Origin of the sequence: Actinoallomurus liliacearum (genome assembly GCF_039542035.1) — a bacterium.
Taxonomy (GTDB): domain Bacteria; phylum Actinomycetota; class Actinomycetes; order Streptosporangiales; family Streptosporangiaceae; genus Actinoallomurus; species Actinoallomurus liliacearum.
This window is the reverse complement of sequence record NZ_BAABHJ010000017.1, coordinates 166,944-190,505: the sequence shown is the minus strand read 5'-3', so window position 1 is coordinate 190,505 and position 23,562 is coordinate 166,944. Positions and strand designations below refer to the sequence as shown.

The window sequence follows — 23,562 nt, the reverse complement described above, 5'->3', positions numbered from 1 at the left end:
ACCTGTCGTGTCGAAGGCTCCAGACCTCGTCAAGAGGCTTCTGCTCGGCCGGGCGCTTCGCAGCGCCCAGCAGCACGAGCAGACACTTCCCAAGACGATCGCCCTCCCGGTGTTCGCCAGTGACGCGCTGTCGTCGGTGGCGTACGCCCCTCAGGAGATCCTGATCGCCCTCGGCCTCGCGGGGCTCGCGACGTACCACTTCACGCCCTGGGTGGCCGGGGCGGTCGTCGTGATCATGCTCACCGTGGTCGCGTCCTATCGGCAGAACGTCCGTGCCTACACCAGCGGCGGCGGCGACTTCGAGGTCGCCACCACCAACCTGGGCGGCAACGCCGGCATCGTGGTGGCCAGCGCCCTCATGGTCGACTACGTCCTGACGGTCGCGGTGTCGGTGTCCTCGGGGATCGAGAACCTCGCCGCCCTCCTGCACTTCCTGCAGCCGCACAAGGTCCTCGCCGCACTCCTCATCGTCGCCATCTTGACGATCATGAACCTCCGGGGGATCCGGGAGTCCGGCGTCGCGTTCGCCATTCCGACCTACCTGTTCATGTTCGGCGTCTTCCTGATGCTGGTCTGGGGCTTCACCCGCATGGCGTTCGGCGCGCACCTGCGCGCCGCGACCGCCGACATGACGGTCCACGGCACGGCGGTCGGCGTCAGCGGGTTCGCGCTCGTCTTCCTGCTGCTGCGGGCCTTCTCCTCCGGCTGCGCCGCGCTGACCGGCGTCGAGGCGATCAGCAACGGGGTGCCCGCCTTCCGGAAGCCCAAGGGGAAGAACGCCGCGGCCACGCTGCTGGCCCTCGGGCTGATCGCCGCCTCCATGTTCGGCGGCATCGTCGCGCTGGCGTACATCACGAAGACCAAGTTCGGCGACCCGGCGATGGGCACCCACATCCTGGACCGGGCCGGCAAGGAGGTGTCGCCGGACCCGGTGATCGCGCAGGTCGCGCACAGCGTGTTCAGCAACTTCCCGGTGGGCTTCGCGTACCTGACGACGATGACGGCGCTGATCCTCGTGCTGGCCGCCAACACCGCCTTCAACGGCTTCCCCGTGCTCGGCTCGGTGCTCGCGCAGAACCGCTACCTGCCCCGCCAGCTGCACACCCGCGGCGACCGGCTGGCGTTCAGCAACGGCATCATCATCCTGGGCGCGCTGGCCGGTGTGCTGATCTACGCGTACGACGCCTCGGTGACGTCGCTGATCCAGCTCTACATCGTCGGCGTGTTCGTGTCCTTCACGGTGAGCCAGACCGGCATGGTCCGGCACTGGAACCGCCTGCTGCGGACCGAGACCGACCCGGCCGCCCGCCGGCGGATGAAGATGTCGCGGGCCATCAACACCTTCGGCGGCATCGTCACCGCGATCGTGCTGATCGTGGTGCTGATCACGAAGTTCCTGCTCGGCGCGTGGATCGCCTGCGTCGCGATGTCGTTGCTGTTCCTCATGATGCGGGGCATCCGGCGGCACTACGACCGGGTCGCCGCCGAGCTGGCGGTCACCGGAGAGGACGTCGCCCTGCCCTCCCGCAACCACGCGATCGTCCTCGTCTCCAAGCTTCACCGTCCGACGATGCGGGCGCTGGCGTACGCGCGGGCCACCCGCCCCTCGACGCTGGAGGCGGTCACCGTCGGGGTCGACCCCGAGGAGTCGCAGAAGCTCCAGGAGGAGTGGGACGCGCGCGAGCTGCCCGTGCCGCTGAAGATCCTCGACTCGCCGTACCGCGAGATCACCCGGCCGATCCTGGAGTACGTCAAGAGCGTCCGGCGGCGCAGCCCCCGCGACGTGGTCACCGTGTTCCTGCCCGAGTACGTCGTGGGACGCTGGTGGGAGCACCTGCTGCACAACCAGAGCGCGCTGCGGCTCAAGACGCGCCTGCTGTTCCAGCCCGGTGTGATGGTCGTGAGCGTGCCCTGGCAGCTCGCCTCGTCCGACCGCCTCAAGGGCCGGCAGGAGCCGCCGGCCCCCGGTTCCGTGCGCCGCCCGTACGGCCCAGAGCAAGAAGTCGAATCGGAGGGAACCCGTGCCGCCGGTGGAATCGTCTGAGCTGATCGAACTCCAGATCGGAGCGGTCGCCAACGGCGGCTGGTGCGTGGCCCGGCACGAAGGACGTGTCGTGTTCGTCCGGCACACGCTGCCGGGCGAGCGCGTACGGGCCCAGGTCACCCAGGAGACCAAGAACTTCCTGCGCGCGGACGCCGTGGAGATCCTGGAGCCGTCACCCGACCGGGTCCAGGCGCCCTGCCCGTTCGCCGGTCCCGGCCGCTGCGGCGGCTGCGACTGGCAGCACGCGTCCCTGCCCGCCCAGCGCCGGCTGAAGGCCGAGGTCGTCAAGGAGCAGCTCAGCCGGCTGGCCGGCATCGACCGCGACGTCGTCGTCGAGGAGGTGCCGGGCGCCCCGGACGGCCTCGGCTGGCGGACCCGCGTGCAGTTCGCGGTCCGCCGCGACGGCGTGATCGGCCTGCGCAAGCACCGCTCCCACCAGATCGAGCCGATCGACGAGTGCCTGATCGCCCATCCGCAGGTCGAGGCGCTCGGCATCGAGCGCAAGCGCTGGTCCGGCGCGACCGGCGTCGAGGCCATCGCGTCGGCGGCCACCGGCGACCGCCTGGCCGTCCTGTCCAGCCGGGGCCGCGCCCGCGTCCCCCGCATGGACGCGCCCGTACGCCTCGTCAGCGGCAAACGGGAGGAGAAGCCGCCCTTCGTCCGCGAGGAGGCCGCCGGGCGGCTGTGGCAGGTCAGCGGCAGCGGGTTCTGGCAGGTCCACCCCGGCGCCGCCGAGACGCTCGCCGCGGCCGTCCTGGACGCGCTGGAGCCCCGGAAGGGCGACATCGCCGTCGACCTGTACTGCGGCGCGGGCCTGTTCGCCGGTGTGCTCGGTGAGGCGGTCGGCCCGGACGGCCTCGTGGTCGGGATCGAGTCGGAGGGGCAGGCCGTCCGCGACGCCCGCTTCAACCTCCGCGACCTTCCGCACGTGTCGGTCGAACGCGGGGAGGTCGAGAAGGTCCTCGACGAGATCCAGTTCGGCCGTGGCAAGTCCACCCTGCACCAGGCCGACCTCGTCGTCCTCGACCCGCCGCGGGCCGGCGCCGGCCGGGACGTCGTCAAGCGCGTCGCCGAACTCGCCGGCCGCCGCGTCGCCTACGTCTCCTGCGACCCGGCCACCCTGGCCCGCGACCTGGCGTTCTTCTCCGAGTACGGCTGGACGCTGTCCGGGCTGCGCGCCTTCGACGCCTTCCCCATGACCCAGCACGTGGAGTGCGTCGCCACCCTGGTCAGAGGCTGACCCCCCACCGGACCCCCCGACATCGCGTGCCGCCCCGCCCGGAACCGGGCGCGGCGGTGCGGTTCGGAGCGGCTCGTGGGCGTAGCGGAGCGCCGAACGCTCGGTAAGGGGCCTCGCCACCTGCGGTCAGACGCTGGGGTCTGAGCGTGTTGCGCCGCCTGGGGCGCGAAGGCTCGGGGAAGCCGTGGTGGGGCTGCGGATATGCCCGGCATGTCCGCCTCGATGAGGGGCTTGGCCGAGTCTTACGTTCGGGGATGATGGCGGCATGACGCTGAGCGCCGCAGACGGCAACGCGATCCTGAAGGAGAACTTCGCGCCCTGGGTGCAGGACCTGGGCCTGGTCGTCGAGGAGGTCGGCGACCGGAGCGCGGTGCTGCGCCTGCCCTGGTCGCCGAGGCTGGCCAGGGAGGGCGGGGCGCTGTCCGGCCAGGCCCTGATGGCGGCCGCCGACACGGCCACGGTGATCGCCGTGTCCGCGGCTCGCGGCGCGTACGTGCCGATGACGACCGTGCAGCAGTCCAGCACCTTCCAGCGCCCGGTGGTGGACGCCGACGTGGTCGTCACGGCGCGGCTCACCAAGATCGGCCGCACGCTGGCCTTCGCGGACATCGAGATGGCCGCCGACGGTGCCGTCGCGGCCCACGCCACTACCGTCTACGCCCTGCTCGGCTAGCCGGCTTTTCCCATACGAGGGGGTTTGCGCAGTTCCGGCTGTGGGCGACCTCGGAAAAAGTGCGGTGCTGCGGCTCCTGGTGGAGGAAGCTGGCAGGTGAGGGTTCGGTCCGGTCGATCCGGGTGGCCGTGAGGGGGGACGGCGCATGAGCGATGAGACCATCGGCGACGGGGCGTTCCAGGGGATCGTGATGCCCTGCCAGATGTGCATCGGCAGCGGCGAGCTGGTCACCCTCCAGAAGGACCCCCCTCTGCTGCGCATGGGGGACTGCCCGCAGTGCGAGGGGACGGGGCACATCCGCATCCGTTGCACGCGCGACGAGGTGGACGAGGTCATCCGTGGCCTGCCGCCCAGCCGGCTGCTGATCGCGGTGCGGCAGGCCCTCTCGGGCGTCGGCCTGTGCCCGGTGTGCTTCGGCTGTGGGGTCCTGGCGTCGATCGAGTGGAGCGAGGAGCAGATCCCCGTGCGCTACCTCGAAGCGTCCTGTCCGGCCTGTGAGGACCGCATGGGGCTGTGAGGCCGGACCGGAGGCGCTGGGGACGTCCCGACGTCCCGACGTCCCCGGTCCGGCCGGGCCCGCTCGTCAGGGCGCGGCGGGCGGGGTCCGGGGGGCGGTCGCCGGGCCTTCCAGGTCCGGACGATGAGTGTGCGGGGCGAGGTAACCGGCCGCGGCGGACAGCAGAGTGGTCGCCGCCGCCGCGACCTCGGCCGGCACGGAGATGTGGGACAGGCGCAGGATCCAGACGACGATGGTCACGACGGCACCGGCGATCGCGGCCGCGGTGACCTTCTTCTCGGGCACGGTCGGCTCCTAGGTCGGGGTGATCGAAACTATCGCCGTGTTTCTGATCTCGCCATGATCGCCCAGGTTTTTACCATCACGCTTTGTGACGACACGCCGACACGCTGCTAGGAGGTCATCCGGGGGTCGGTTACAACGGGTCGTTGTCGAAAGCATCCGAGCACGTCACGGGGGACAACGATGATCGACTTCTCTGGCCGCGCCACGCGTGCCGGAACCCGGGGCATCGCGGCGGCGGCGGCCGTTTCGTGCTTCACGATCATGCCGCTACTCGCGTCGCATGAATCCGCGCACGCCGACGGGCCGGGCGGCTCATCGGGGCGCGCACACGACCACCGGCCCACCGGACGGGATCACGACGTACGGCCCGGCGGGCGGGAGCAGGCGCCCGCCGGTTCGGAGCACGGGCTCGCGGGCTGGGACCGCGGTCCGGCCGCCTGGGGGTACGGCGACCGTTCGGCGTGGCCGGGAGGCGACCACGAGACCACGGACCGGGATCACCGGGACGGGCACGTCCCGCCGCGCTCGCGGGTCATCCTCGACACGCAGGGCCCGCGCGGTGCCGTCGTGCCCGGCAGGACGTACACCTGGCCGTACTCGGTGACGAACACCGGCGCGGCCCCGGTGCGGAACGTCACCCTCACCACCAGACCGAACCGCGACCTCAAGATCGTCGCCATGCCGCCGAAGTGCAGGTGGCGCGGCGGCCGGGACCTCGTCTGCCAGATCGGCGTCCTCCCCGCCCGGCAGACCAGGCACGGCGCCCTCACCGCGACGGTGGACCCGAAGACCCCGACCGGGCGGACGCTCGCCGGCCCGGCCAAGGTCTCCTGGGCGGGCCGGCCGGGCTCTACGACGCGGGAGATGGCCTTCCCTCCGGTCACGGCGTCGCAGCCCACCGACCTGGCGGTCTCCGGGGACGTGCTGCCGGAGACCGTACGGCCGGGGGGAGAGGTCCCCTACGAGATCTCCGTGACCAACGAGGGGCCGGTGACCGCGGAGGCGGTCGTCGTCCGCAGCTCGGTGGCGAACGACCCGGACGCGTGGCCGGCCGCGAACGATCCGGGCACGCGGCCCCTCACGAAGGACACGGGCACGTCGCCCTGCGGCACCACGGCGGATCCCGCGCGGCCGCTCGCCGGGCAGAACACCCCGCGGGGGCCCGCCGACCCGCCCTGCGCGGCCCCGCTGGACAGGCCGGCGACCTCGGCGGGGCAGGCGCCGGCAGTCCCGCCGTGCGCGGCGGCTCAGGCACAGCCGGCCGCTCCCCGCTGCGGAGCTGAGGGACGGCAGCCGGCGTGCGGCGCGTGCGCGGTGCGGCAGCCGGCGGCCGGGGGAGTCGCGGCGGACCGGCCGGAGGTGCGTCATCCGGCGGCGGAGGTCCCGGCGGCCGGGTCGGCGTGCGGCGCCTGCGCGGGACAGCAGGGCGCCCCGGCGTGCGGCGCGTGCGCAGTGCGCCACCCGGCGGCGGAGGCTCCGGCGGCCGGGCAGGCGTGCGGTGCCTGCGCGGGTCAGCAGAGCGTGCCGGCGTGCGGTGCCTGCGCGGGACACCAGGGTGTCCCCGCGTGCGGCTCCGCGCTGAACGGGCCGGCCGGGAACGTCGCCGATCGCCCGGTCGGTGCCCCGTGCGCCTCGTCGCCGGCGCGCGTCGCGGCCGAGCCCGGCAAGGCGGCCGCGTCCGGAGTCGACAGCGGAATCCACCGCGGCGGTTCGGCCGAGGCGCCGATCGGGCCCGGCATCGGGCCGGAGCGGCCCGCTCCGAACGAGGACACGCCGATCGTGATCGGTAAGGACCGCCACTGCCTGACGCAGGGGCCGGGCTTCGTCTGCCCGCTCGGCGCCATCCCGCCGGGCAGGACCCGTAAGCTCCGGCTGGCCGTGCGGGCGCGGCCGCACGCCCACCCGGGCAGGCTCCGCTGCCTCAGCACGGTCGCGTCCGGAACGCCGGACGAGAACCCGGCCAACAACAGTGTCGCGTGTCACACCCGCAACGCCCGGCCGATGCCGGTGCGGCCGGCCCCGGGCGTCCACCGCCTGCCGCACACCGGCTTCCCGTACGCGACCGTGGCGCTGTCGGGGATGGGACTGGCGGCCGTCGGCCTCCTCCTGGTGTGGATCGGTCGCGCGCGGCGCGGCGAAGAGGTCTAGACCAAATAGTGCATTAGACGGCGGCGGGGTAGCAGGATGGGAGCCATGCTTCTGCGGATCTTCACAGAGCCCCAGCAGGGGGCGAGCTACGACACCCTGCTCCGCGTCGCCAAGGCCACCGAGGAGTGCGGCTTCGACGCGTTCTTCCGCTCCGACCATTACCTGAAGATGGGAGACGTCAGCGGCCTGCCGGGTCCGTCCGACGCCTGGATCACCCTGGCCGGACTGGCCCGGGAGACCCGGCGGATCCGTCTCGGCACGCTGGTGACCGCCGCGACCTTCCGGTTGCCCGGTCCGCTGGCCATCTCCGTGGCCAACGTCGACCAGATGAGCGGAGGACGCGTCGAGCTCGGGCTGGGCACGGGATGGTTCGAGGAGGAGCACACCGCGTACGGCATCCCGTTCCCGAGCCTGAGCGAGCGTTTCGACCGGCTGCAGGAGCAGTTGCAGATCGTGACGGGGCTGTGGGAGACGCCGACCGGTAAGACGTTCTCCTTCGAGGGCGAGTACTACCGGGTGACGGACTCGCCCGCGCTGCCGAAGCCCGCGCAGCAGCCGCGGCCACCCCTGATCATCGGGGGCGTCGGCGCGAAGCGGACGCCCCGGCTGGCGGCGCGGTACGCCGACGAGTACAACGTGCCCTTCAACGGGCTGCGGGAGACCGGGGCGGCGTACGAGCGCGTGCGGGCGGCCTGCGAGCAGGGCGGCCGGTCCTGCCAGTCGATGACCTTCTCCGCCGCGCAGGTCGTGTGCTGCGGGCGGGACGAGGCGGAGATCGCACGCCGGGCCGAAGCGATCGGCCGGAAGGTCGACGAGCTGCGCGAGAACGGCCTGGCCGGCACCCCGGCCGAAGTGGTGGAGAAGATCGGCCGGTTCCGTGAGCTCGGCGCCGAGCGGATGTATCTCCAGGTGCTCGACCTCGACGATCTGGACCACCTCGAGCTCATCGCGAGCGAGGTGCTCCCCCAGGTGTGACGGCCATGCCAGATTGATCGCCCGGTGTCGGAAGACGCCGGGCGATCGCCCCTTTGCGGCAGAATCCCGGCATGCCCTCTCTACGGCCGTTGACGTCTCAGGACCCGCCGGAGGTCGCCGGCTATCGACTGCTCGGCCGGCTGGGCGAGGGCGGTCAGGGAGTCGTCTGCCTCGGTGAGTCGCGGTCCGGCGAGCGGGTGGCCGTCAAGCTGCTGCGGTCCGCCGGCGACGCGCGCGAGCGGCGGTACTTCGCCAAGGAACTGGCCGCCGCGCGGAAGGTCGACCCGTTCTGCACGGCGCGGATCCTCGCGGCCGACGTCGAGGGCGAGGTGCCCTACATCGTCAGCGAGTTCATCGACGGACCCTCGCTGCGTCAGGTGGTGGGGGAGAACGGGCCGTTGCGCGGGCCGGCGCTCCATCGGCTGGCGATCGGCACGGCCACCGCCCTGGTCGCCATCCACCAGGCGGAGGTCGTCCACCGTGATTTCAAACCGGCCAACGTGATGATGGGCCCCGATGGGGCGCGCGTGATCGACTTCGGGGTGGCGCATGTCGTCGACGCCACGCTCAGCGGGCACATCACCGGGACTCCGGCGTTCATGGCGCCGGAGCAGTTGCGCAACGAGCCGCCGGGGCGGGCGGCGGACATGTTCGCCTGGGGCGGGACGATCGTGTACGCGGCGACGGGCCGGCCCCCGTTCGGGCAGGACCACATCGGCGCGGTGGTGAGCCGGATCCAGCACGCGCCGCCGGACCTCGGCGACCTCCAGGGCCCCCTGCGGGTGATCGCGGCGGCCTGCCTGGACAAGGATCCGGCCCGGCGACCGTCGGCGCGGCAGGCCCTGGCCTGGCTGCTCGGCGAGGAGCCGCTGCCGTCCCCCGGCCAGGGGGCGGCCGGACCGGCCCTTCGCGGGAACCCCGGACCGGTCCCCGGGGCTCCCGGTGCGGCGCCGTCCGTCACCACGCCCTCGGCGCATCCGTACGACACCACCAGGGAGCCGTACGGACCCGGCGGTCCCACCGCCCCGCGGTCACGGTCCGGAGGACGGACGGCGTTGCTCGTGGGAGCGGGGGCGGTGGTCGTCGCGGCGCTGGTGGCCCTCGCCGTGACACTCGTTCCCTGGAACGCCGGGGCCGGCCGTACACGGAAGCCGACGCCCACGCCGACGCCCACACCCCCGGCGAACCTCACGTGGTTCGACACGCTGGGCCTGCCGCTGCGCGCCGGCTGGACCGTCGTCGACACCGGGGCGTCCGGGAAGCACGTGCTGACCGATCGGTGCACGGACCCGAAGGCCGAATTCTTCAGGACGCCGTGCATCGGATTCTGGGTGATGGGGCCGAAACAGATCAGCACCGCGGCGCACGGCTTCGGCACTTACCTGGCGGGGAGGCAGATGTACTATCCGGCCTCCGACGTCGAGCCGTGCCCGAATTTTCCGGAGGACTTCATCGTCGCGCCGAAGAAACCGGTGGTGACGGAGCAGCGCCGGATCGGCGGGCGTCCCGCCACGTACAGCGAATACGCCGTCAGTTGCGCCGAGCAGGGCGGTGCTCACCGGACCACGACCGGTTACACCGAGCGTGAATGGTATATCGCCGACCGGCAAGTCCTCATCGTCGATGTGACCTCAAATCCCGACCTTCCGGATGTTCTTTCCAAGGCGTATTGGCATTAGCCGGAACGGCGGGCTTCCCTGCACAATGCGGGTGCCGGCGCACGCGCTGAACCTCGATCGCGAGGTCTCCGCCTGGCGAAAACCAGTGGGGGAGGAGCCGGGCATCCGGAACACTGTGCCGTGTGCTGCTGACGATCACCACGACCGTGCGCCCGGCCACCGACCTCGGGTACCTGCTGGTCAAGCACCCCGAGCGGGTGCAGACGTTCGAGCAGTCCTTCGGCACCGCGCACGTCTTCTACCCCGACGCGTCACCCGACCGGTGCACCGCGGCGCTGCTCCTCGACGTCGACCCGATCAAGCTGGCGAAGGCGCGGAAGACACCGGACCTGTCCCTCGGGCAGTACGTCAACGACCGGCCGTACGCCGCGTCGTCCCTGCTGGCCTCGGCGATGGCGAACGTCTTCCGCACCGCGATGCGCGGCGCGAGCCGGGACCGCGCCGAGCTGGCGGCGACGCCGATCCCGCTGACGGTCACGCTGCCCGCGCTGCCGTGCCGGGGCGGCGCGGAGGCGGCCCGGCGGCTGTTCGAGCCGCTCGGCTGGCGGGTGACGGCCCGGCCGGTCCCGCTCGACCCGGAGTTCCCGCAGTGGGGCGACTCCCGGTACGTCACGCTCACGCTCGAGGGTGAGCTGAAGCTGGCCGACGCGCTGAACCAGGTGTACGTCCTGCTGCCCGTCCTCGATGATTCGAAGCATTACTGGATCGCCTCGGACGAGGTGGACAAGCTGATCCGGGCGGGCACGGGCTGGCTGGCGGCCCACCCCGAACGCGGCCGCATCACCCGCCGTTACCTGGCGAACCGCCGCGGCCTGGTCCGTACGGCGCTGGCCCGTCTCGCCGAGGCCGACGACCGTCCGGAGGACGCTCTCGACCGGGACCCGATCGACGAGGAGCCGGCCGCGTCCGACCCGACGGCCGCCGAGCCGGGCGACGCGGAGACCGGCACCGAGGCGGCGGCCCCGCCGGTCCCGCTCGCCGAACGCCGCGTCCAGGCGGTGCTCGACGTGCTGCGGGCCGAAGAGGCGCAGCGGGTCATCGACCTCGGCTGCGGCTCCGGGAAGCTGCTGACCCGGCTGCTGCAGGACCCGTACTTCCGCTCCGTCGCGGGCACCGACGTCTCGCCGCGGGCCATCATGATCGCCCAGCGGCGGCTCAAACCCGCGCGCCTCACGCGTGCGCAGGAGGAACGGCTGAACCTCTTCACGGCGGCGCTCACCTACGCCGACGACCGGTTCCACGGGTACGACGCGGCGGTGCTGATGGAGGTCATCGAGCACGTGGACGTGCCGCGGCTGCCCGCCGTCGAACGCGTCGTGTTCGGCGACGCCAGGCACCGAGTCGTGGTCGTCACGACGCCGAACGCCGAGTACAACGTCCGCTACGAGGGCCTCACCGGCTTCCGGCACCCGGACCACCGGTTCGAGTGGACCCGCGCGGAGTTCCGGGAGTGGGCCGCGCGGGTCGCCGGAGCGTACGGCTACCAGGTCCGGTACGTCCCGGTCGGCGACGACGACACCGAGGTCGGCGCGCCGACCCAGATGGGGGTGTTCACCCGATGACGGAGCTGGAGAGCCCGGAGACCGAAGCCCCGGAGCTCAAGATCCCGGAGATGGCGCTCGTCGTGCTGGTCGGCGTGTCGGGCTCCGGCAAGTCGCACTTCGCCCGCCGGCACTTCGCCCCGACCCAGGTGGTGTCCTCGGACTACTGCCGGGGCGTCGTGTCGGACGACGAGAACGACCAGTCGGCCACCACCGACGCCTTCGACCTGCTGCACTACATCGTGCGCACGCGCCTGCGACGCGGTCTGCTCACGGTCGTGGACGCCACCAACGTGCAGCCGCGCTCGCGCGAGCAGCTGGTGCGGATCGCGAAGGAGCACGACGTGCTCGCCGTCGCGATCGTCCTCGACGTGCCCGAGTCGGTCGCGATGGAGCGCAACGCTGCCCGGACCGACCGCGACCTGCCCGACCACGTCGTTCCCCGGCAGCGCCGCGAGCTGCGGCGCGGGCTGCGCGGCCTGCACCGGGAGTTCAAGCGCGCGTACGTGCTGCGCGGCGAGGAGATCGACCGGGCCGTCGTCACGTACGACAAGGCATGGTCGGACAAACGGCACATCACCGGTCCGTTCGACCTGATCGGCGACGTGCACGGCTGCCGGGCCGAGCTGGAGGACCTGCTCACCGAGCTCGGGTACGCGATCGAGCGCGACCCGCTCGGCCGCCCGGTGGGCGCCGCGCACCCCGAGGGCCGGACCGCCGTCTTCCTGGGCGACCTGGTCGACCGGGGGCCGGACACCCCCGGCGTGCTCCGTCTCGCCATGGGCATGGTCGCCGCCGGGACCGCGCTGTGCGTCCCAGGCAACCACGAGAACAAGCTCGGACGCGCGCTCAGGGGCCGCCGGGTCACGGTCGGCCACGGACTCGCCCAGTCGCTCGAACAGCTCGAGAACGAGCCCGAGGAGTTCCGCGCGGCGGCGCTGGCCTTCATGGACGGGCTCGTCAGTCACCTGGTCCTCGACGGTGGGCGTCTCGTCGTCGCGCACGCGGGGCTCAAGGAGGCCTACCACGGGCGGGCGTCGGGCCGCGTACGGTCGTTCGCGCTGTACGGCGAGACGACCGGGGAGACGGACGAGTACGGGCTGCCGGTGCGGTACCCCTGGGCGAACGACTACCGGGGCGAGGCCATGGTCGTGTACGGCCACACCCCGGTGCCCGAGCCGGAGTGGGTCAACAACACGCTGTGCGTCGACACCGGGTGCGTCTTCGGCGGCCGGCTGACCGCGCTGCGCTACCCGGAGAAGAGGCTCGTCTCGGTCCCCGCGCACGAGGTCTGGTACGAGCCGGTCCGGCCGCTCGTCCCGGAGGCCGCGACCGCGCCCGGCTCGCACCGGGAGTCCGGCGTGTTGCGCATCGCCGACGTACGGGAGGCGGTCCGGACGCGGCTGATGGGCCGCGTCAGCGTCCGCGACGAGAACGTCTGGCCGGCCCTGGAGGTCATGAGCCGGTTCGGCGTCGACCCGCGCTGGCTGGTGTACCTGCCGCCGACGATGGCCCCCGCGCCCACGTCCGCGCTGGAGGGGTACCTGGAGCACCCGGCCGAGGCGTTCGAGGAGTACCGGCGGCAGGGCGTCGCGCGGGTCGTGTGCGAGGAGAAGCACATGGGCTCGCGCGCCATCGTGGTCGTCGCCCGCGACGAGCGCGCCGCCGCCGGCAGGTTCGGGGTGGACGACGGCACGACCGGGGCGGTCTACACGCGGACCGGCCGGCCGTTCTTCCCGGACCCGGCGACGACGGAGGAGTTCCTGGCACGGGTCCGGGCGGCCGCGGGCGGGCTGTTCGCGGAGCTCGAGACGGGGTGGCTGGCGCTGGACTGCGAGCTGATGCCGTGGTCGGCCAAGGCCGTCGAGCTGCTGCGCACCCAGTACGCCGCGACCGGCGCGGCGGCCCGCGCCGCGCTGCCGATGGCCGCGGACGTCCTCGACCGCGCCGCCGCCCGCGGCCTCGACGTGGCCGCGCTGCGCGACCGCGTGACCCGCCGGTGGGCCAACGCGGAGCTGTTCCGGGACGCCTACGCGCGCTACTGCTGGCCGACGGAAGGGCTGAAGGGACTGCGGCTGGCCCCGTTCCAGGTGCTCGCCGGGGAGGGCCGCTCGTACGCCGAGCGGGACCACCTGTGGCACCTGGCGGTCGCCGACCGGCTGGCCGCCGCCGACGAGGAGCTGTTCGCGCCGACCCGGTCGCACGTCCTGGACCTGAACGGCGACGAGTCCGCCGCGGTCGCGTGGTGGACGGAGCTGACCGCGGCCGGCGGCGAGGGCATGGTCGTCAAGCCGCTGTCCCCGGCCGAGGGCGGCGGACCGGCGCCGGCCGGGCCGGACGGTGAGCGCCGCCTCGTACAGCCCGGCCTGAAGTGCCGGGGCCGGGAGTACCTGCGGATCATCTACGGGCCGGACTACACCGAGCCGGAGCACCTCGAACGGCTGCGGCAGCGGTCGCTGGGCCGTAAGCGGTCCCTCGCCATGCGGGAGCACGCCCTGGGCCTGGAGGCCCTGGACCGGCTGGCGGCCGGAGAGCCGCTCTGGCGGGTCCACCAGGCGGTGTTCGGCGTGCTCGCGCTCGAGTCCGAGCCCGTCGACCCCCGCCTCTGAGCCCGGCCCCTGCCCTTCGGGCTGTGGTTCACGGGCCTCGAACTCCGGGCTGTGATCTCCGGGCGCCGTGCGGAGGACGCATCCGCGACCTTCCGCACGGCGCGCCGGGGGCCGTACGTTCGGTGGTGGCCGCCGTCGCGGCCCGGAACGAAAGGTCGATCGAATGGCATTCGCCGACGTCCCCCTGCTCGACGGCCCGGTCGTGATCCGAGGCGCGCTGGATCTGGAGCGCACCGAGGCCGGGCTTCGCCCCCGGCGTCTGCCGAGCTGGACGAGGCCGCAGATCCCGAGCCCGTTCTGCGAGCTCGTGGTGGCCATGCCGTCCGGTGTCCGGATGGTGTTCGCCACCGAGGCGACGGGGCTGGAACTCGACGTGCTGACCACCAAGACGCTGGACTCCACGGGCGAGCCCAATTCCGGCGGTGTGTTCGAGCTGGTGGTGGACGGCGTACCGGGCGAGCGGGTCGCCACGCCCGACGGCAATGTGCTCGCCCTGGACACGTCCGGCGTCAAGCCCCCGGAGATCACGCCGGGTGAGCCCGCCACCGTGCGCTTCGGGCCGCTGCCGCCCGGGCGCAAGGAGGTCGAGATCTGGCTCCCGCAGAGCGCCCCGGTGGAGCTGATCGCGTTGCGCGCCGACGGGCCGGTGCGTCCGCCGCAGCCCGACCCCCGGCCGCGCTGGGTGCACCACGGCAGCTCGATCAGCCACTGCATGGAGGCCGACAACCCGCTCGGCACCTGGCCCGTCGTCGCGGCGCGGGCCGCCGACGTGAACGTCCTCAACCTCGGGCTGGCGGGGAACGCCATGCTCGATCCGTTCACCGCCCGGACCATCCGCGACCTGCCCGCCGACTTCATCAGCCTCAAGCTCGGCATCAACGTCGTCAACGGCGACACGATGCGGGTGCGGGCCTTCGAACCCGCGGTGCACGGCTTCCTCGACACCGTGCGCGAGGGCCACCCGGAGACGCCGCTGCTGGTCATCTCGCCGATCCTGTGCCCGATCGTGGAGGACCGGCCCGGCCCGACGTTCGACGACATCGAGGACGGGGTCGTGCGCTTCCGCTCGATCGGCGACCCGGCGGGGCTCGCCGCGGGCGCCCTGAGCCTCTCGGTGATCCGGGAGTCCCTGCACCGGATCGTGGGCGTGCGGTCGGCCACGGACCCGAACCTGCACTACCTGGACGGACGGGAGCTGTTCGGCGAGTCGGACGTCGCGGACCTGCCCGACGCACTGCACCCGAACGCCGCCGGATACCGCCGGATGGGGGAGCGCTTCGCCGCGTACGCCTTCGCCGCGGGCGGCCCGTTCGCCCGCTGACGCACTCCCGGCCGCTGACGCACTCCCGGCCGCTGACGCACTCCCGGCAGCCGACGTCCGTCCGGACGCGGGCGGCCGGGAGCACCGCCTCGTGCCGACGGGTGCCGGCGGTGGGCGCGCCGTCTCGTGCGGACGGGCGCCGGCGGCCGGTGGCGCCCGTCCGGTCGGACCCGTTCAGTCCGCGGACACCTCGCGGCCGTCCTCGGACCAGAGCGTGTGGAAGACGCCCTCCCGGTCGGTGCGACGGTAGGTGTGCGCGCCGAAGAGGTCCCGCAGGCCCTGGATGAGCGAGGCGGGGCCGCGCTCCCGGCGGAAGCCGTCGTAGTAGGCCAGCGCCGAGGAGAACGCGGGAGTGGGCACGCCCAGCTCGATCGCCGTGCGCACGACCTTGCGCCAGGCGTCCTGGGCGCCCGCGACGGCGTCCCGGAAGTAGTCGTCCAGGAGGAGGTTGGACAGCTCCGGGTCGCGGTCGTAGGCGTCCTTGATCCGGTTGAGGAACCGGGCGCGGATGATGCAGCCGCCGCGCCAGATCGTCGCGAGCGTGCCGGGCTGGACGTCCCAGCCGTACTCGTTGGACGCGGCGCGGATCTGCTCGAACCCCTGCGCGTAGGCGACGACCTTCGAGGCGTACAGCGCGTCGCGCACCGCGTCGACGAAGTCGCCTCCCGCCTGCCCGGCGGGCGGGCCCGGCAGGATCTTCGACGCCTTGGTCCGCTCGTCCTTGCGCGCGGACAGCGCCCGTGCGAACACCGCCTCGGTGATCGCGGTCACCGGAACGCCGAGCTCCAGCGCCGACTGGGCGGTCCAGCGGCCGGTGCCCTTCTGCTCGGCCTCGTCGAGGATCACGTCGACGAGCGGCTCACCGGTCGTGTCGTCGGTGTGCGCGAGCACCTTGGCGGTGATCTCGATGAGGAACGACTCCAGATCGCCTTCGTTCCACTGTTCGAAGACGCGTGCGATCTCCGGGGCGCTCAGCCCGGCGGCGTGCGTGAGCAGGTCGTACGCCTCCGCGATGAGCTGCATGTCGGCGTACTCGATGCCGTTGTGCGCCATCTTGACGTAGTGGCCGGCGCCGTCCGGGCCGATGTAGGCGCAGCACGGCGTGCCGTCCACCTGTGCCGCGATGGCGGTGAGGACCGGCTCGACGGGGTCGTACGCCTCGCGCGGGCCGCCCGGCATGATGCTCGGGCCGTGCAGCGCGCCCTCCTCGCCGCCGGAGATGCCGGCGCCGACGAAGTGGATGTCGTGCTCGGCGAGCTCGGCGACGCGCCGCCGGGTGTCCTCGTAGTGGGAGTTGCCGCCGTCGATGATGATGTCGCCGGCGTCGAGCAGCGGCAGCAGGTCCTTGATCACGGCGTCGACGGGCGCGCCCGCCTTGACCATGATGATGATCCGGCGGGGCCGGTCCAGCGCGGCGACGAACTCCTCGAGGGAGTACGCGGGCGTGAAGTCGCCCTCGTCACCATGGTGCTCGATGAGCTGCTTGGTGCGGCTCTCGCTTCGATTGTGCACGGCCACCGGGAACCCGTGGCGCGCGATGTTCCGCGCGAGGTTCTGGCCCATGACGGCGAGCCCGGTGACACCGATCTGGCTACCCATGATGCCGACACTAACCTCCGCGCCTCGCGGGGCACGGCGCGGCTCGCGTTGGAGGGCGACGCCTGGGGAAATCGCTTTCACGCAGCGCCCCCGGACGGCCGGCCGCTGAGGGTGACCTCATGGACGCAGGGCGTTATGTGACGGGTTTGTTTCGATGTCGTAACCGTCGGATTTCTCCGGCTTTCTCCCTCTATACGAACCCGTAACGGCGGAATACGTTGTGCGGCCAAACAAACCGTTCCTGGGGACCCCGAAGAAGGTGTCGACTTGATCTTCAAGCGCACGGCATGTCTCGCCGCGATCGCGGCCATGGCGACCGCCGCCCTCACCGGCTGCGGCGGCAGTGACGACAAGAAGGGTGGCGGCTCGGCCAAGGCGAAGGCCAAGGTCGGCATCATCCTGCCCGACACGAAGTCGTCCGTCCGCTGGGAGAACTTCGACCTCCCGGTGCTCAAGAAGGCGTTCGCGGCGGCCGGCATCCCCGCCGACATCCAGAACGCCGAGGGCGACAAGCAGCGGATGCAGACCATCGCCGACCAGATGATCACCAGCGGCGTGACCATGCTGGCGATCGTGAACCTCGACTCCAACTCCGGCGCGGCGATCGAGCAGAAGGCCAAGGCCCAGGGCGTCCAGACGATCGACTACGACCGGCTGACCCTCGGTGGGTCCGCCGACTACTACGTGTCGTTCGACGGCGTCCAGGTCGGCCGGGTCCAGGGCCAGGGCCTGCAGAAGTGCCTCGGGGCCAAGAAGTCGAACATCGTCTACCTGGACGGCTCGCCCACGGACAACAACGCGACCCTCTTCAAGCAGGGCGCGCACGAGGTCCTGGACAAGGTGACCGACTACACCAAGGTCGCCGAGCAGGCCGTGCCCGACTGGGACAACCAGCAGGCCGCCACGATCTTCGAGCAGATCTACACGCAGCAGAAGGGCAAGGTCGACGGCGTGCTCGCCGCCAACGACGGCCTCGGCAACGCCGCGATCTCCATCCTCAAGAAGAACAACGAGGCCGGCAAGGTCCCCGTGACCGGTCAGGACGCGACCGTCCAGGGCCTGCAGAACATCCTCGACGGCACCCAGTGCATGACGGTCTACAAGCCGAACAAGCTGGAGGCCGACAGCCTGGTCTCGGTCGTCACCGCGCTGGCCAAGGGCCAGAAGCCGCAGACCAACGCCACCTCCAACGACCCGCAGGGCCACCGTCAGGTGCCGTCCATCCTGCTGAACCCGGTCCTGATCACCAAGGACAACGTCAAGCAGGTCGTCACCGACGGCGGCAGCGGCATCACCGCCGCCGACATCTGCAAGGGCGCCTACGCCGCCAAGTGCAAGACCGCCGGAATTCAGTAAGGAACGAGGGGCGCCCGGGTCACCGGGCGCCCCATCGCGCCTTTTAGGGAGTGCGCAGCGTTGTCTGACAACGGAACCCCGACCCTCGAACTGGCGGGGATCAACAAGAGCTTCGGAGCCATTCATGTGCTCCACGACATCGACTTCGCGGTCTACCCCGGACAGGTGACCGCGCTCGTCGGCGACAACGGTGCCGGTAAGTCCACGCTGATCAAGTGCATCGCCGGCATCCACCCCACCGACTCGGGCCAGGTGAGCTTCGAGGGCAGGCCGGTGAGCATCCACGGCCCCCGCGACGCGGCCGACCTCGGCATCGAGATCGTCTACCAGGACCTCGCCCTGGCCGACAACCTGGACATCGCCCAGAACATGTTCCTCGGCCGGGAGCGCAAGAAGGGCATCGTCCTGGATGAGGGCGCCATGGAGCAGGCCGCCCGCGAGACGCTGGCCAAGCTCTCGGTGCGCACCGTCAAGTCGGTCCGCCAGCAGGTGGCGAGCCTGTCCGGCGGCCAGCGGCAGACCGTGGCGATCGCCAAGGCCGTGCTGTGGGAGTCCAAGGTCGTCATCCTGGACGAGCCCACCGCCGCGCTCGGCGTCGCGCAGACCCGGCAGGTCCTGGACCTGGTGCGCCGCCTCGCGGAGACCGGCCACGGCGTCGTGCTGATCTCGCACAACATGAACGACGTCTTCGAGGTGGCGGACCGGATCACCTGCCTCTACCTCGGCCGCGTCGCCGCCGACGTCAAACGGTCCGACGTCACCCACAGCCAGGTGGTCGAGCTGATCACCACCGGGCGCTCGGGTGACCTGGGCCTCGCCCCCTCGACCGCGGCAGAAAGCATCTGAGGTTTTACATGTCCACCGAAACCCCCGAGCCGAACGTGGTCGACCCGGTGCCCGAGAAGCGGGCGGCGACGGCGACCCTCGCGGACTCGGACTTCTCCGCCGACACCCGCGAGCAGACGGTCTCGTCGGCGATCAACGGCTATGTCATCAAGCTCCGCTCCGGAGACCTCGGCGCGCTGCCGGCGGTGTTCGGTCTCGTCGTCCTGATCATCCTCTTCTACGGGCTGCGCCCGGAGACCTTCCTCAGCAAGGGCAACATCGCCAACCTGCTCACGCAGGCGCTGCCCGTCACGATCCTCGCGATGGGCCTGGTCTTCGTCCTGCTCCTCGGCGAGATCGACCTGTCGGCGGGTGTCGCCAGCGGCGCGTGCGCCGCGGTGATGGCCAAGCTCATGGTCGACGGAGGCCAGAACTGGATCGTCGCGGTGCTCGCCGCGGCCGTGACCGGCCTGGTCATCGGCGCCGCCATCGGCGCGCTGGTGGCGATCGTGCGCATCCCGTCGTTCGTCGTGACGCTGGCGTTGTTCCTCGGCCTGCAGGGCATCGCGCTGAAGCTGATCGGCGAGGGCGGGACCGTTCCCGTCCACGACAAGGTCGTCTACGCGCTGGCCAACAAGTACATGCCGGTCTGGCTGGGCTGGACGGTGGCGGCCGTCGGCGTTCTCCTGTTCGCCGCCGTCAAGCTGCTGCGCTGGCAGCGGCAGAACGCCAAGAGCCTGTCCCGGCAGCCCCTCGTCCTCGTCGTCGTTCAGGTCGTCCTGGTCGCGATCGCCCTGCTGGGCGGCGCGTACATCCTCAACCTGAACCGGGCGCGCACCCCGCTGGCGCCGTTCTTCGGCGGCATCCCCTGGGGCGTGCCCCTGGTCGCGGTGCTCCTGATCGTCTGCACCTTCGTGCTCAGCCGTACCGCGTACGGCCGCCACGTGTACGCGGTCGGCGGCAACGCCGAGGCGGCGCGACGGGCCGGCATCAACGTCAACCGCATCCGGATGTCCGTGTTCATGATCGGTTCGCTGCTCGCCGCGGTCAGCGGCATCGTGGCCGCGTCCCGGCTGAACTCGGTGACCCCGGACGCCGGTGCCGGCAACACGCTGCTGTACGCCGTCGGCGCGGCCGTCATCGGCGGCACCAGCCTGTTCGGCGGCAAGGGCAAGGCCCGGGACGCGATCCTGGGTGGTCTGGTCATCGCGATCATCGACAACGGCCTCGGCCTGCTGGGGGCGAAGGCGTACGCCAACTACCTGATCACAGGTGGGTTCCTGCTGCTCGCCGCGAGCATCGACGCCCTGGCCCGGCGCCGGCGCTCCGCGACCGGTCGCTGAACAACGGGGGCGACCGGTGACACGTCGGCGCATCCGCGGATCGACCCAGGACGACGTACGTCGGCACAACCTGGGCGCGATCCTGACCGAGGTGCACCGGCACGGCTGCCGGTCCCGGGCCGAGCTGACCGCGGAGATGGGGCTCAACCGGAGCACCATCGGGGATCTGGTCAGCGAGCTCGTCGACGCGGGTCTCGTCCTCGAGCGCTCCGCGAGCGCTCGAGGACGGGCCGGCCGTCCCTCACTCGAGGTGCTGCCGTCGCCGCAGGCCGCGTACGTGCTCGCGGTCGACCTCGGCGTCCGGCACCTGGTGATGGCGAGGGTCGGGCTCGGCGGGCGGGTGCTGGACCGGGTCGAGGTCGACTCCGGGCGGGACTGGAGCGAGCTCGACGCGACGATCGACGCGATCGTCGACAACTGCCGCCGCCTGCGTGACGGAGCGCCGCAGGGCGCCCGTTGCGTCGGCGTCGGCCTGTCCGTGCCCGGCGTGGTCGGCCAGGGGGACGGGCTGCTGCGGTTCGCCCCGAACCTCGGCTGGATCGACCTGCCCCTCGGAGCGCGGCTGGGGGAGCGGCTCGACCTGCCGGCCTTCCTCGCCAACGACGCCGACCTCGGCGCGCTCGCCGAGCACTGGCGCGGCGCCGCCGTCGGGTACGACCATGTCGTGGTGATCTCCGGGGAGATCGGCCTCGGCGGCGGCATCCTCGTCGGCGGGCGGCCGCTGCGCGGCCGTGGCGGGTACGCGGGCGAGATCGGGCACCTGCGCGTCAACCCGGACGGACGGCTCTGCCGGTGCGGGTCCGTCGGCTGCCTGGAGACCGAGACCGGCGTGGAGTCACTGCTGACCGCCGCGGGACTGTCGGCCGACAGCGGGCTCGAGGTCTACCGCGCGGTGCTGGCCCAGGTCGCCGCCGGAGAGCCGAAGGCGGTGGCGGCGGCCGCGCGGGTCGCCCGCTGGCTCGGGATCGGCGTCGGCATGCTGATCAACACGTTCAACCCGGACATCGTCGTGCTCGGCGGGCCGCTCGGTGAGCTGTTCGTCCTGACCGAGGACGTCGTACGGAACACCGTCGCCCGGTCGTCCCTCGTCGCGCCGCGCGAGCAGGTGCGGATGGCGGCCTCCGTGCTGGGCCCGGACGCCCAGCTGGTCGGCGCCGCCGAGCTGGCCTTCGCGCCGCTCCTGGAGGACCCGATCGGCGTCCTCACCAGCCTCGCCGCCTGACCCTTCTCCGTCTCACTCTCCGTGCAGGATCTTGACGGGGTCGTCGTCTCCCGCTTCCATTGTCCCGGCACATTTCGGACGTGGTTCGAAATATCGAACACCTTGGCCGGTGCGTCCGTGTCGTTCCAAACCCATGCTCGGGGGACGATGAGGAAGGAGTCCGATGAGACTCTGGAGATCGATATGGCGAGGGCCGCTGGCGGCGTTCGCCCTATCGGCGGCACTGCTGACCGGCCTGGCCGTGCCCGCGACCGCGGACGACACACAGGCCCAGCCGCAGACGATCACCGTCGACCCCAACGGCACCGGCCGCGTGTACGAGGGAGTCGGCGCGATCAGCGGCGGTGGAGGGACGTCCCGCCTGATCGTCGACTATCCCGAGCCGGAACGCAGCCAGATCCTCGACTACCTGTTCAAGCCCGGCTACGGCGCCTCGCTGAACATCCTCAAGGTCGAGATCGGTAGCGACACCGACTCCAGCAACGGGGCCGAGCCCAGCCACGAACGCGCCCGCGGGGAGGTGAACTGCGACCGTGGGTACGAGTGGTGGCTGATGGAGGAGGCGAAGAAGCGCAACCCCGCCATCAAGCTGTACGGCCTCGAGTGGGGTGTGCCCGGCTGGTTCCAGGGCGGCTTCTGGTCCCAGGACAACATCGGCTACCTGACCGACTGGCTCGGCTGCGCCCGCAAGCACCACCTGGACATCGACTACCTCGGCGGCTGGAACGAGAAGGGCTGGGACGCCCAGTGGTACGTCGACCTGAAGGCCGCGCTGCGGCGGGAGGGGTACGACAAGGTCAAGCTCATCGCGGCCGATAACGCGGGCTGGCAGGTCGCCACCGACCTGAAGAACGACCCGGCCTTCAACGCGGCCGTCGACGTCGTCGGCATCCACTACCCGTGCACCGCGATTCATTGCTCGAGCTCCGCCGACGCCCTGAGCCTCGGCAAGCCGATCTTCGCCAGCGAGTCCGGCTGGAACGACTACATGACCGGCGGCACGCGCCTCGCGGCCGAGATCAACCACGAGTACGTCGACGGGCGCATGACGGCGTTCATCGACTGGCCGGCGGCGTACGGCTGGTACCCGACCATCCAGTACGCGGGCAGCGGGTTCCTGAAGGCCAATGAGCCGTGGACGGGCCACTACGAGCTCGGCCCGACGCTGTGGACCGTCGCCCAGACCGGGCAGTTCGCCCGTCCCGGCTGGCAGTACATCGACTCGGCGAGCGGCTACCTGAACGGCGGCGGCACGTACGTGAGCCTGCGGTCGCCGGGCGGCCGTCCCGACTACAGCACGGTCATCGAGACGACGGAGGCCACGGGACCGCAGACGATCAGCCTGCGTCCCGGCGCGGGACTGCCCGGCGGGCCGCTGCGCGTGGTGTCCACCGAGGTCTCGTCGACCGACCCGGCGACCTGGTTCGCCCGCGGCGACGACCTGCGGCCCGCCGCCGACGGCTCGTACCAGATCACCGTGCAGCCCGGCCGCGTCTACACGCTGACGTCCCTCGCCGTCGACCGTAAGGGAGCGGCGACCTCACCGGCGACACCGGTGTCGCGGCCTCTGTCGCTGCCCTTCGAGGAGTCCTTCCAGAGCTACCCGTACGCCGCCACCCCGCGCTACTTCTCCGACATGGAGGGCGCGTTCGAGGTGGCGAAGTGCGCCGGCCGGACCGACCGCGGCAAGTGCCTGCGCCAGGTCATCACCAAGCAGCCCAACAAGTGGACGAAGGTGCCGGCGCCGCTCACCCTGGTCGGTGACGCCTCCTGGACCGACTACGAGGCGAGCACGGACGTCCTGCTGGAGCAGTCCGGCTCCGCCGAGCTGCTCGGCCGGATCAACGGTCAGCACGACCCGCGCAAGAAGCCCAACCTGGTCCTCTGGCAGGGCTACCACTTCAAGGTGTCCGACACCGGCGAGTGGTCCCTGTACGTCATCCAGGCCGACGGCACGACCCGGACCCTCGCGTCCGGAACCGTCGATGCCCTCGGCACCGGCACCTGGCACCGCCTGGCGCTGCGCTTCCAGGGCGCGGCCGTCAGCGCGCTGATCGACGGGAAGGAGGTCGCCGCCGTGACCGACGCGACCTTCGACCACGGCCAGTCGGGTCTGGCGCTGGATTCGTACATCAACGCGCAGTTCGACCGGTTCGCCGTCACGGCCCACTGACGGCGCGGGTGG

The 23,562-nt window shown here is 71.9% G+C and carries 17 protein-coding genes; 15 read left to right on the top strand and 2 right to left on the bottom strand.

Going from position 1 to position 23,562, the window contains the following annotated elements:
• Positions 1–7: 7 nt before the first annotated feature.
• From ABD978_RS24555 to ABD978_RS24540, 4 genes are all read left to right on the top strand, one after another.
• Positions 8–2,044 carry an APC family permease gene (locus ABD978_RS24555; protein WP_345358934.1) on the top strand — a complete coding sequence of 679 codons (2,037 nt, stop codon included), beginning with the start codon at positions 8–10 and terminating at the stop codon, positions 2,042–2,044.
• The gene (locus ABD978_RS24550; protein WP_345358931.1) at positions 2,031–3,284 is read left to right on the top strand and encodes a class I SAM-dependent RNA methyltransferase; all 1,254 of its coding nucleotides are present in this window, start codon (positions 2,031–2,033) and stop codon (positions 3,282–3,284) included. Before ABD978_RS24555 ends, ABD978_RS24550 begins: the two co-directional genes overlap by 14 nt.
• A 265-nt stretch (positions 3,285–3,549) precedes the next feature.
• Positions 3,550–3,957 carry a PaaI family thioesterase gene (locus ABD978_RS24545; RefSeq protein ID WP_345358928.1) on the top strand — a complete coding sequence of 136 codons (408 nt, stop codon included), beginning with the start codon at positions 3,550–3,552 and terminating at the stop codon, positions 3,955–3,957.
• Between the two features lie 145 nt (positions 3,958–4,102).
• Entirely contained in the window at positions 4,103–4,474 is a 372-nt protein-coding gene (locus tag ABD978_RS24540; RefSeq protein WP_345358925.1) for a hypothetical protein, read from the top strand.
• Positions 4,475–4,540: 66 nt separating this feature from the next.
• Here the strand turns inward: ABD978_RS24540 and ABD978_RS24535 are convergent, their stop codons facing one another.
• Positions 4,541–4,759, bottom strand: a complete 219-nt coding sequence (locus ABD978_RS24535) for a hypothetical protein (RefSeq protein ID WP_345358922.1) — start codon at positions 4,757–4,759, stop codon at positions 4,541–4,543.
• A gap of 180 nt (positions 4,760–4,939) precedes the next feature.
• Here ABD978_RS24535 and ABD978_RS24530 point away from each other — a divergent pair, with 180 nt between their 5' ends.
• The 6 genes from ABD978_RS24530 to ABD978_RS24505 all read left to right on the top strand — a co-directional run bounded on the left by ABD978_RS24530 (position 4,940) and on the right by ABD978_RS24505 (position 15,032).
• The gene (locus tag ABD978_RS24530) at positions 4,940–6,907 is read left to right on the top strand and encodes a hypothetical protein (protein WP_345358919.1); all 1,968 of its coding nucleotides are present in this window, start codon (positions 4,940–4,942) and stop codon (positions 6,905–6,907) included.
• Positions 6,908–6,952: 45 nt separating this feature from the next.
• Positions 6,953–7,882 (top strand): LLM class F420-dependent oxidoreductase, encoded by a 930-nt coding sequence (locus ABD978_RS24525; protein WP_345358916.1) that lies wholly within the window; start codon positions 6,953–6,955, stop codon positions 7,880–7,882.
• 71 nt (positions 7,883–7,953) lie between these two features.
• Complete coding sequence (locus ABD978_RS24520; protein ID WP_345358913.1) at positions 7,954–9,561, top strand: serine/threonine-protein kinase; 1,608 nt, start codon at positions 7,954–7,956, stop codon at positions 9,559–9,561.
• Positions 9,562–9,683: 122 nt separating this feature from the next.
• Positions 9,684–11,123, top strand: coding sequence for a 3' terminal RNA ribose 2'-O-methyltransferase Hen1 (locus ABD978_RS24515; protein ID WP_345358910.1), 1,440 nt, complete (start codon positions 9,684–9,686; stop codon positions 11,121–11,123).
• Positions 11,120–13,711 (top strand): polynucleotide kinase-phosphatase, encoded by a 2,592-nt coding sequence (locus tag ABD978_RS24510; protein ID WP_345358907.1) that lies wholly within the window; start codon positions 11,120–11,122, stop codon positions 13,709–13,711. The genes ABD978_RS24515 and ABD978_RS24510 overlap by 4 nt, the downstream gene beginning before the upstream one ends.
• 163 nt (positions 13,712–13,874) lie before the next feature.
• Positions 13,875–15,032: an SGNH/GDSL hydrolase family protein gene (locus ABD978_RS24505; RefSeq protein WP_345358904.1), complete on the top strand. Its 1,158-nt coding sequence runs from the start codon at positions 13,875–13,877 to the stop codon at positions 15,030–15,032.
• Between the two features lie 174 nt (positions 15,033–15,206).
• Here the strand turns inward: ABD978_RS24505 and gndA are convergent, their stop codons facing one another.
• On the bottom strand, positions 15,207–16,631 hold the full coding sequence (gene gndA / locus ABD978_RS24500; RefSeq protein ID WP_345358901.1) for an NADP-dependent phosphogluconate dehydrogenase: 1,425 nt from the start codon (positions 16,629–16,631) through the stop codon (positions 15,207–15,209).
• Between the two features lie 267 nt (positions 16,632–16,898).
• Between gndA and ABD978_RS24495 the strand changes: the two genes are divergently transcribed.
• From ABD978_RS24495 to ABD978_RS24475, 5 genes are all read left to right on the top strand, one after another.
• Complete coding sequence (locus tag ABD978_RS24495; RefSeq protein ID WP_345358898.1) at positions 16,899–17,987, top strand: sugar ABC transporter substrate-binding protein; 1,089 nt, start codon at positions 16,899–16,901, stop codon at positions 17,985–17,987.
• Positions 17,988–18,047: 60 nt separating this feature from the next.
• Positions 18,048–18,833, top strand: coding sequence for an ATP-binding cassette domain-containing protein (locus ABD978_RS24490; protein WP_345358895.1), 786 nt, complete (start codon positions 18,048–18,050; stop codon positions 18,831–18,833).
• Between the two features lie 8 nt (positions 18,834–18,841).
• Positions 18,842–20,155: a sugar ABC transporter permease gene (locus ABD978_RS24485; RefSeq protein ID WP_345358892.1), complete on the top strand. Its 1,314-nt coding sequence runs from the start codon at positions 18,842–18,844 to the stop codon at positions 20,153–20,155.
• A 16-nt stretch (positions 20,156–20,171) separates the two neighbouring features.
• The gene (locus tag ABD978_RS24480; protein WP_345358890.1) at positions 20,172–21,377 is read left to right on the top strand and encodes an ROK family protein; all 1,206 of its coding nucleotides are present in this window, start codon (positions 20,172–20,174) and stop codon (positions 21,375–21,377) included.
• 163 nt (positions 21,378–21,540) lie between these two features.
• The gene (locus ABD978_RS24475; RefSeq protein ID WP_345358887.1) at positions 21,541–23,550 is read left to right on the top strand and encodes a hypothetical protein; all 2,010 of its coding nucleotides are present in this window, start codon (positions 21,541–21,543) and stop codon (positions 23,548–23,550) included.
• The last annotated feature ends 12 nt before the right edge of the window (positions 23,551–23,562 follow it).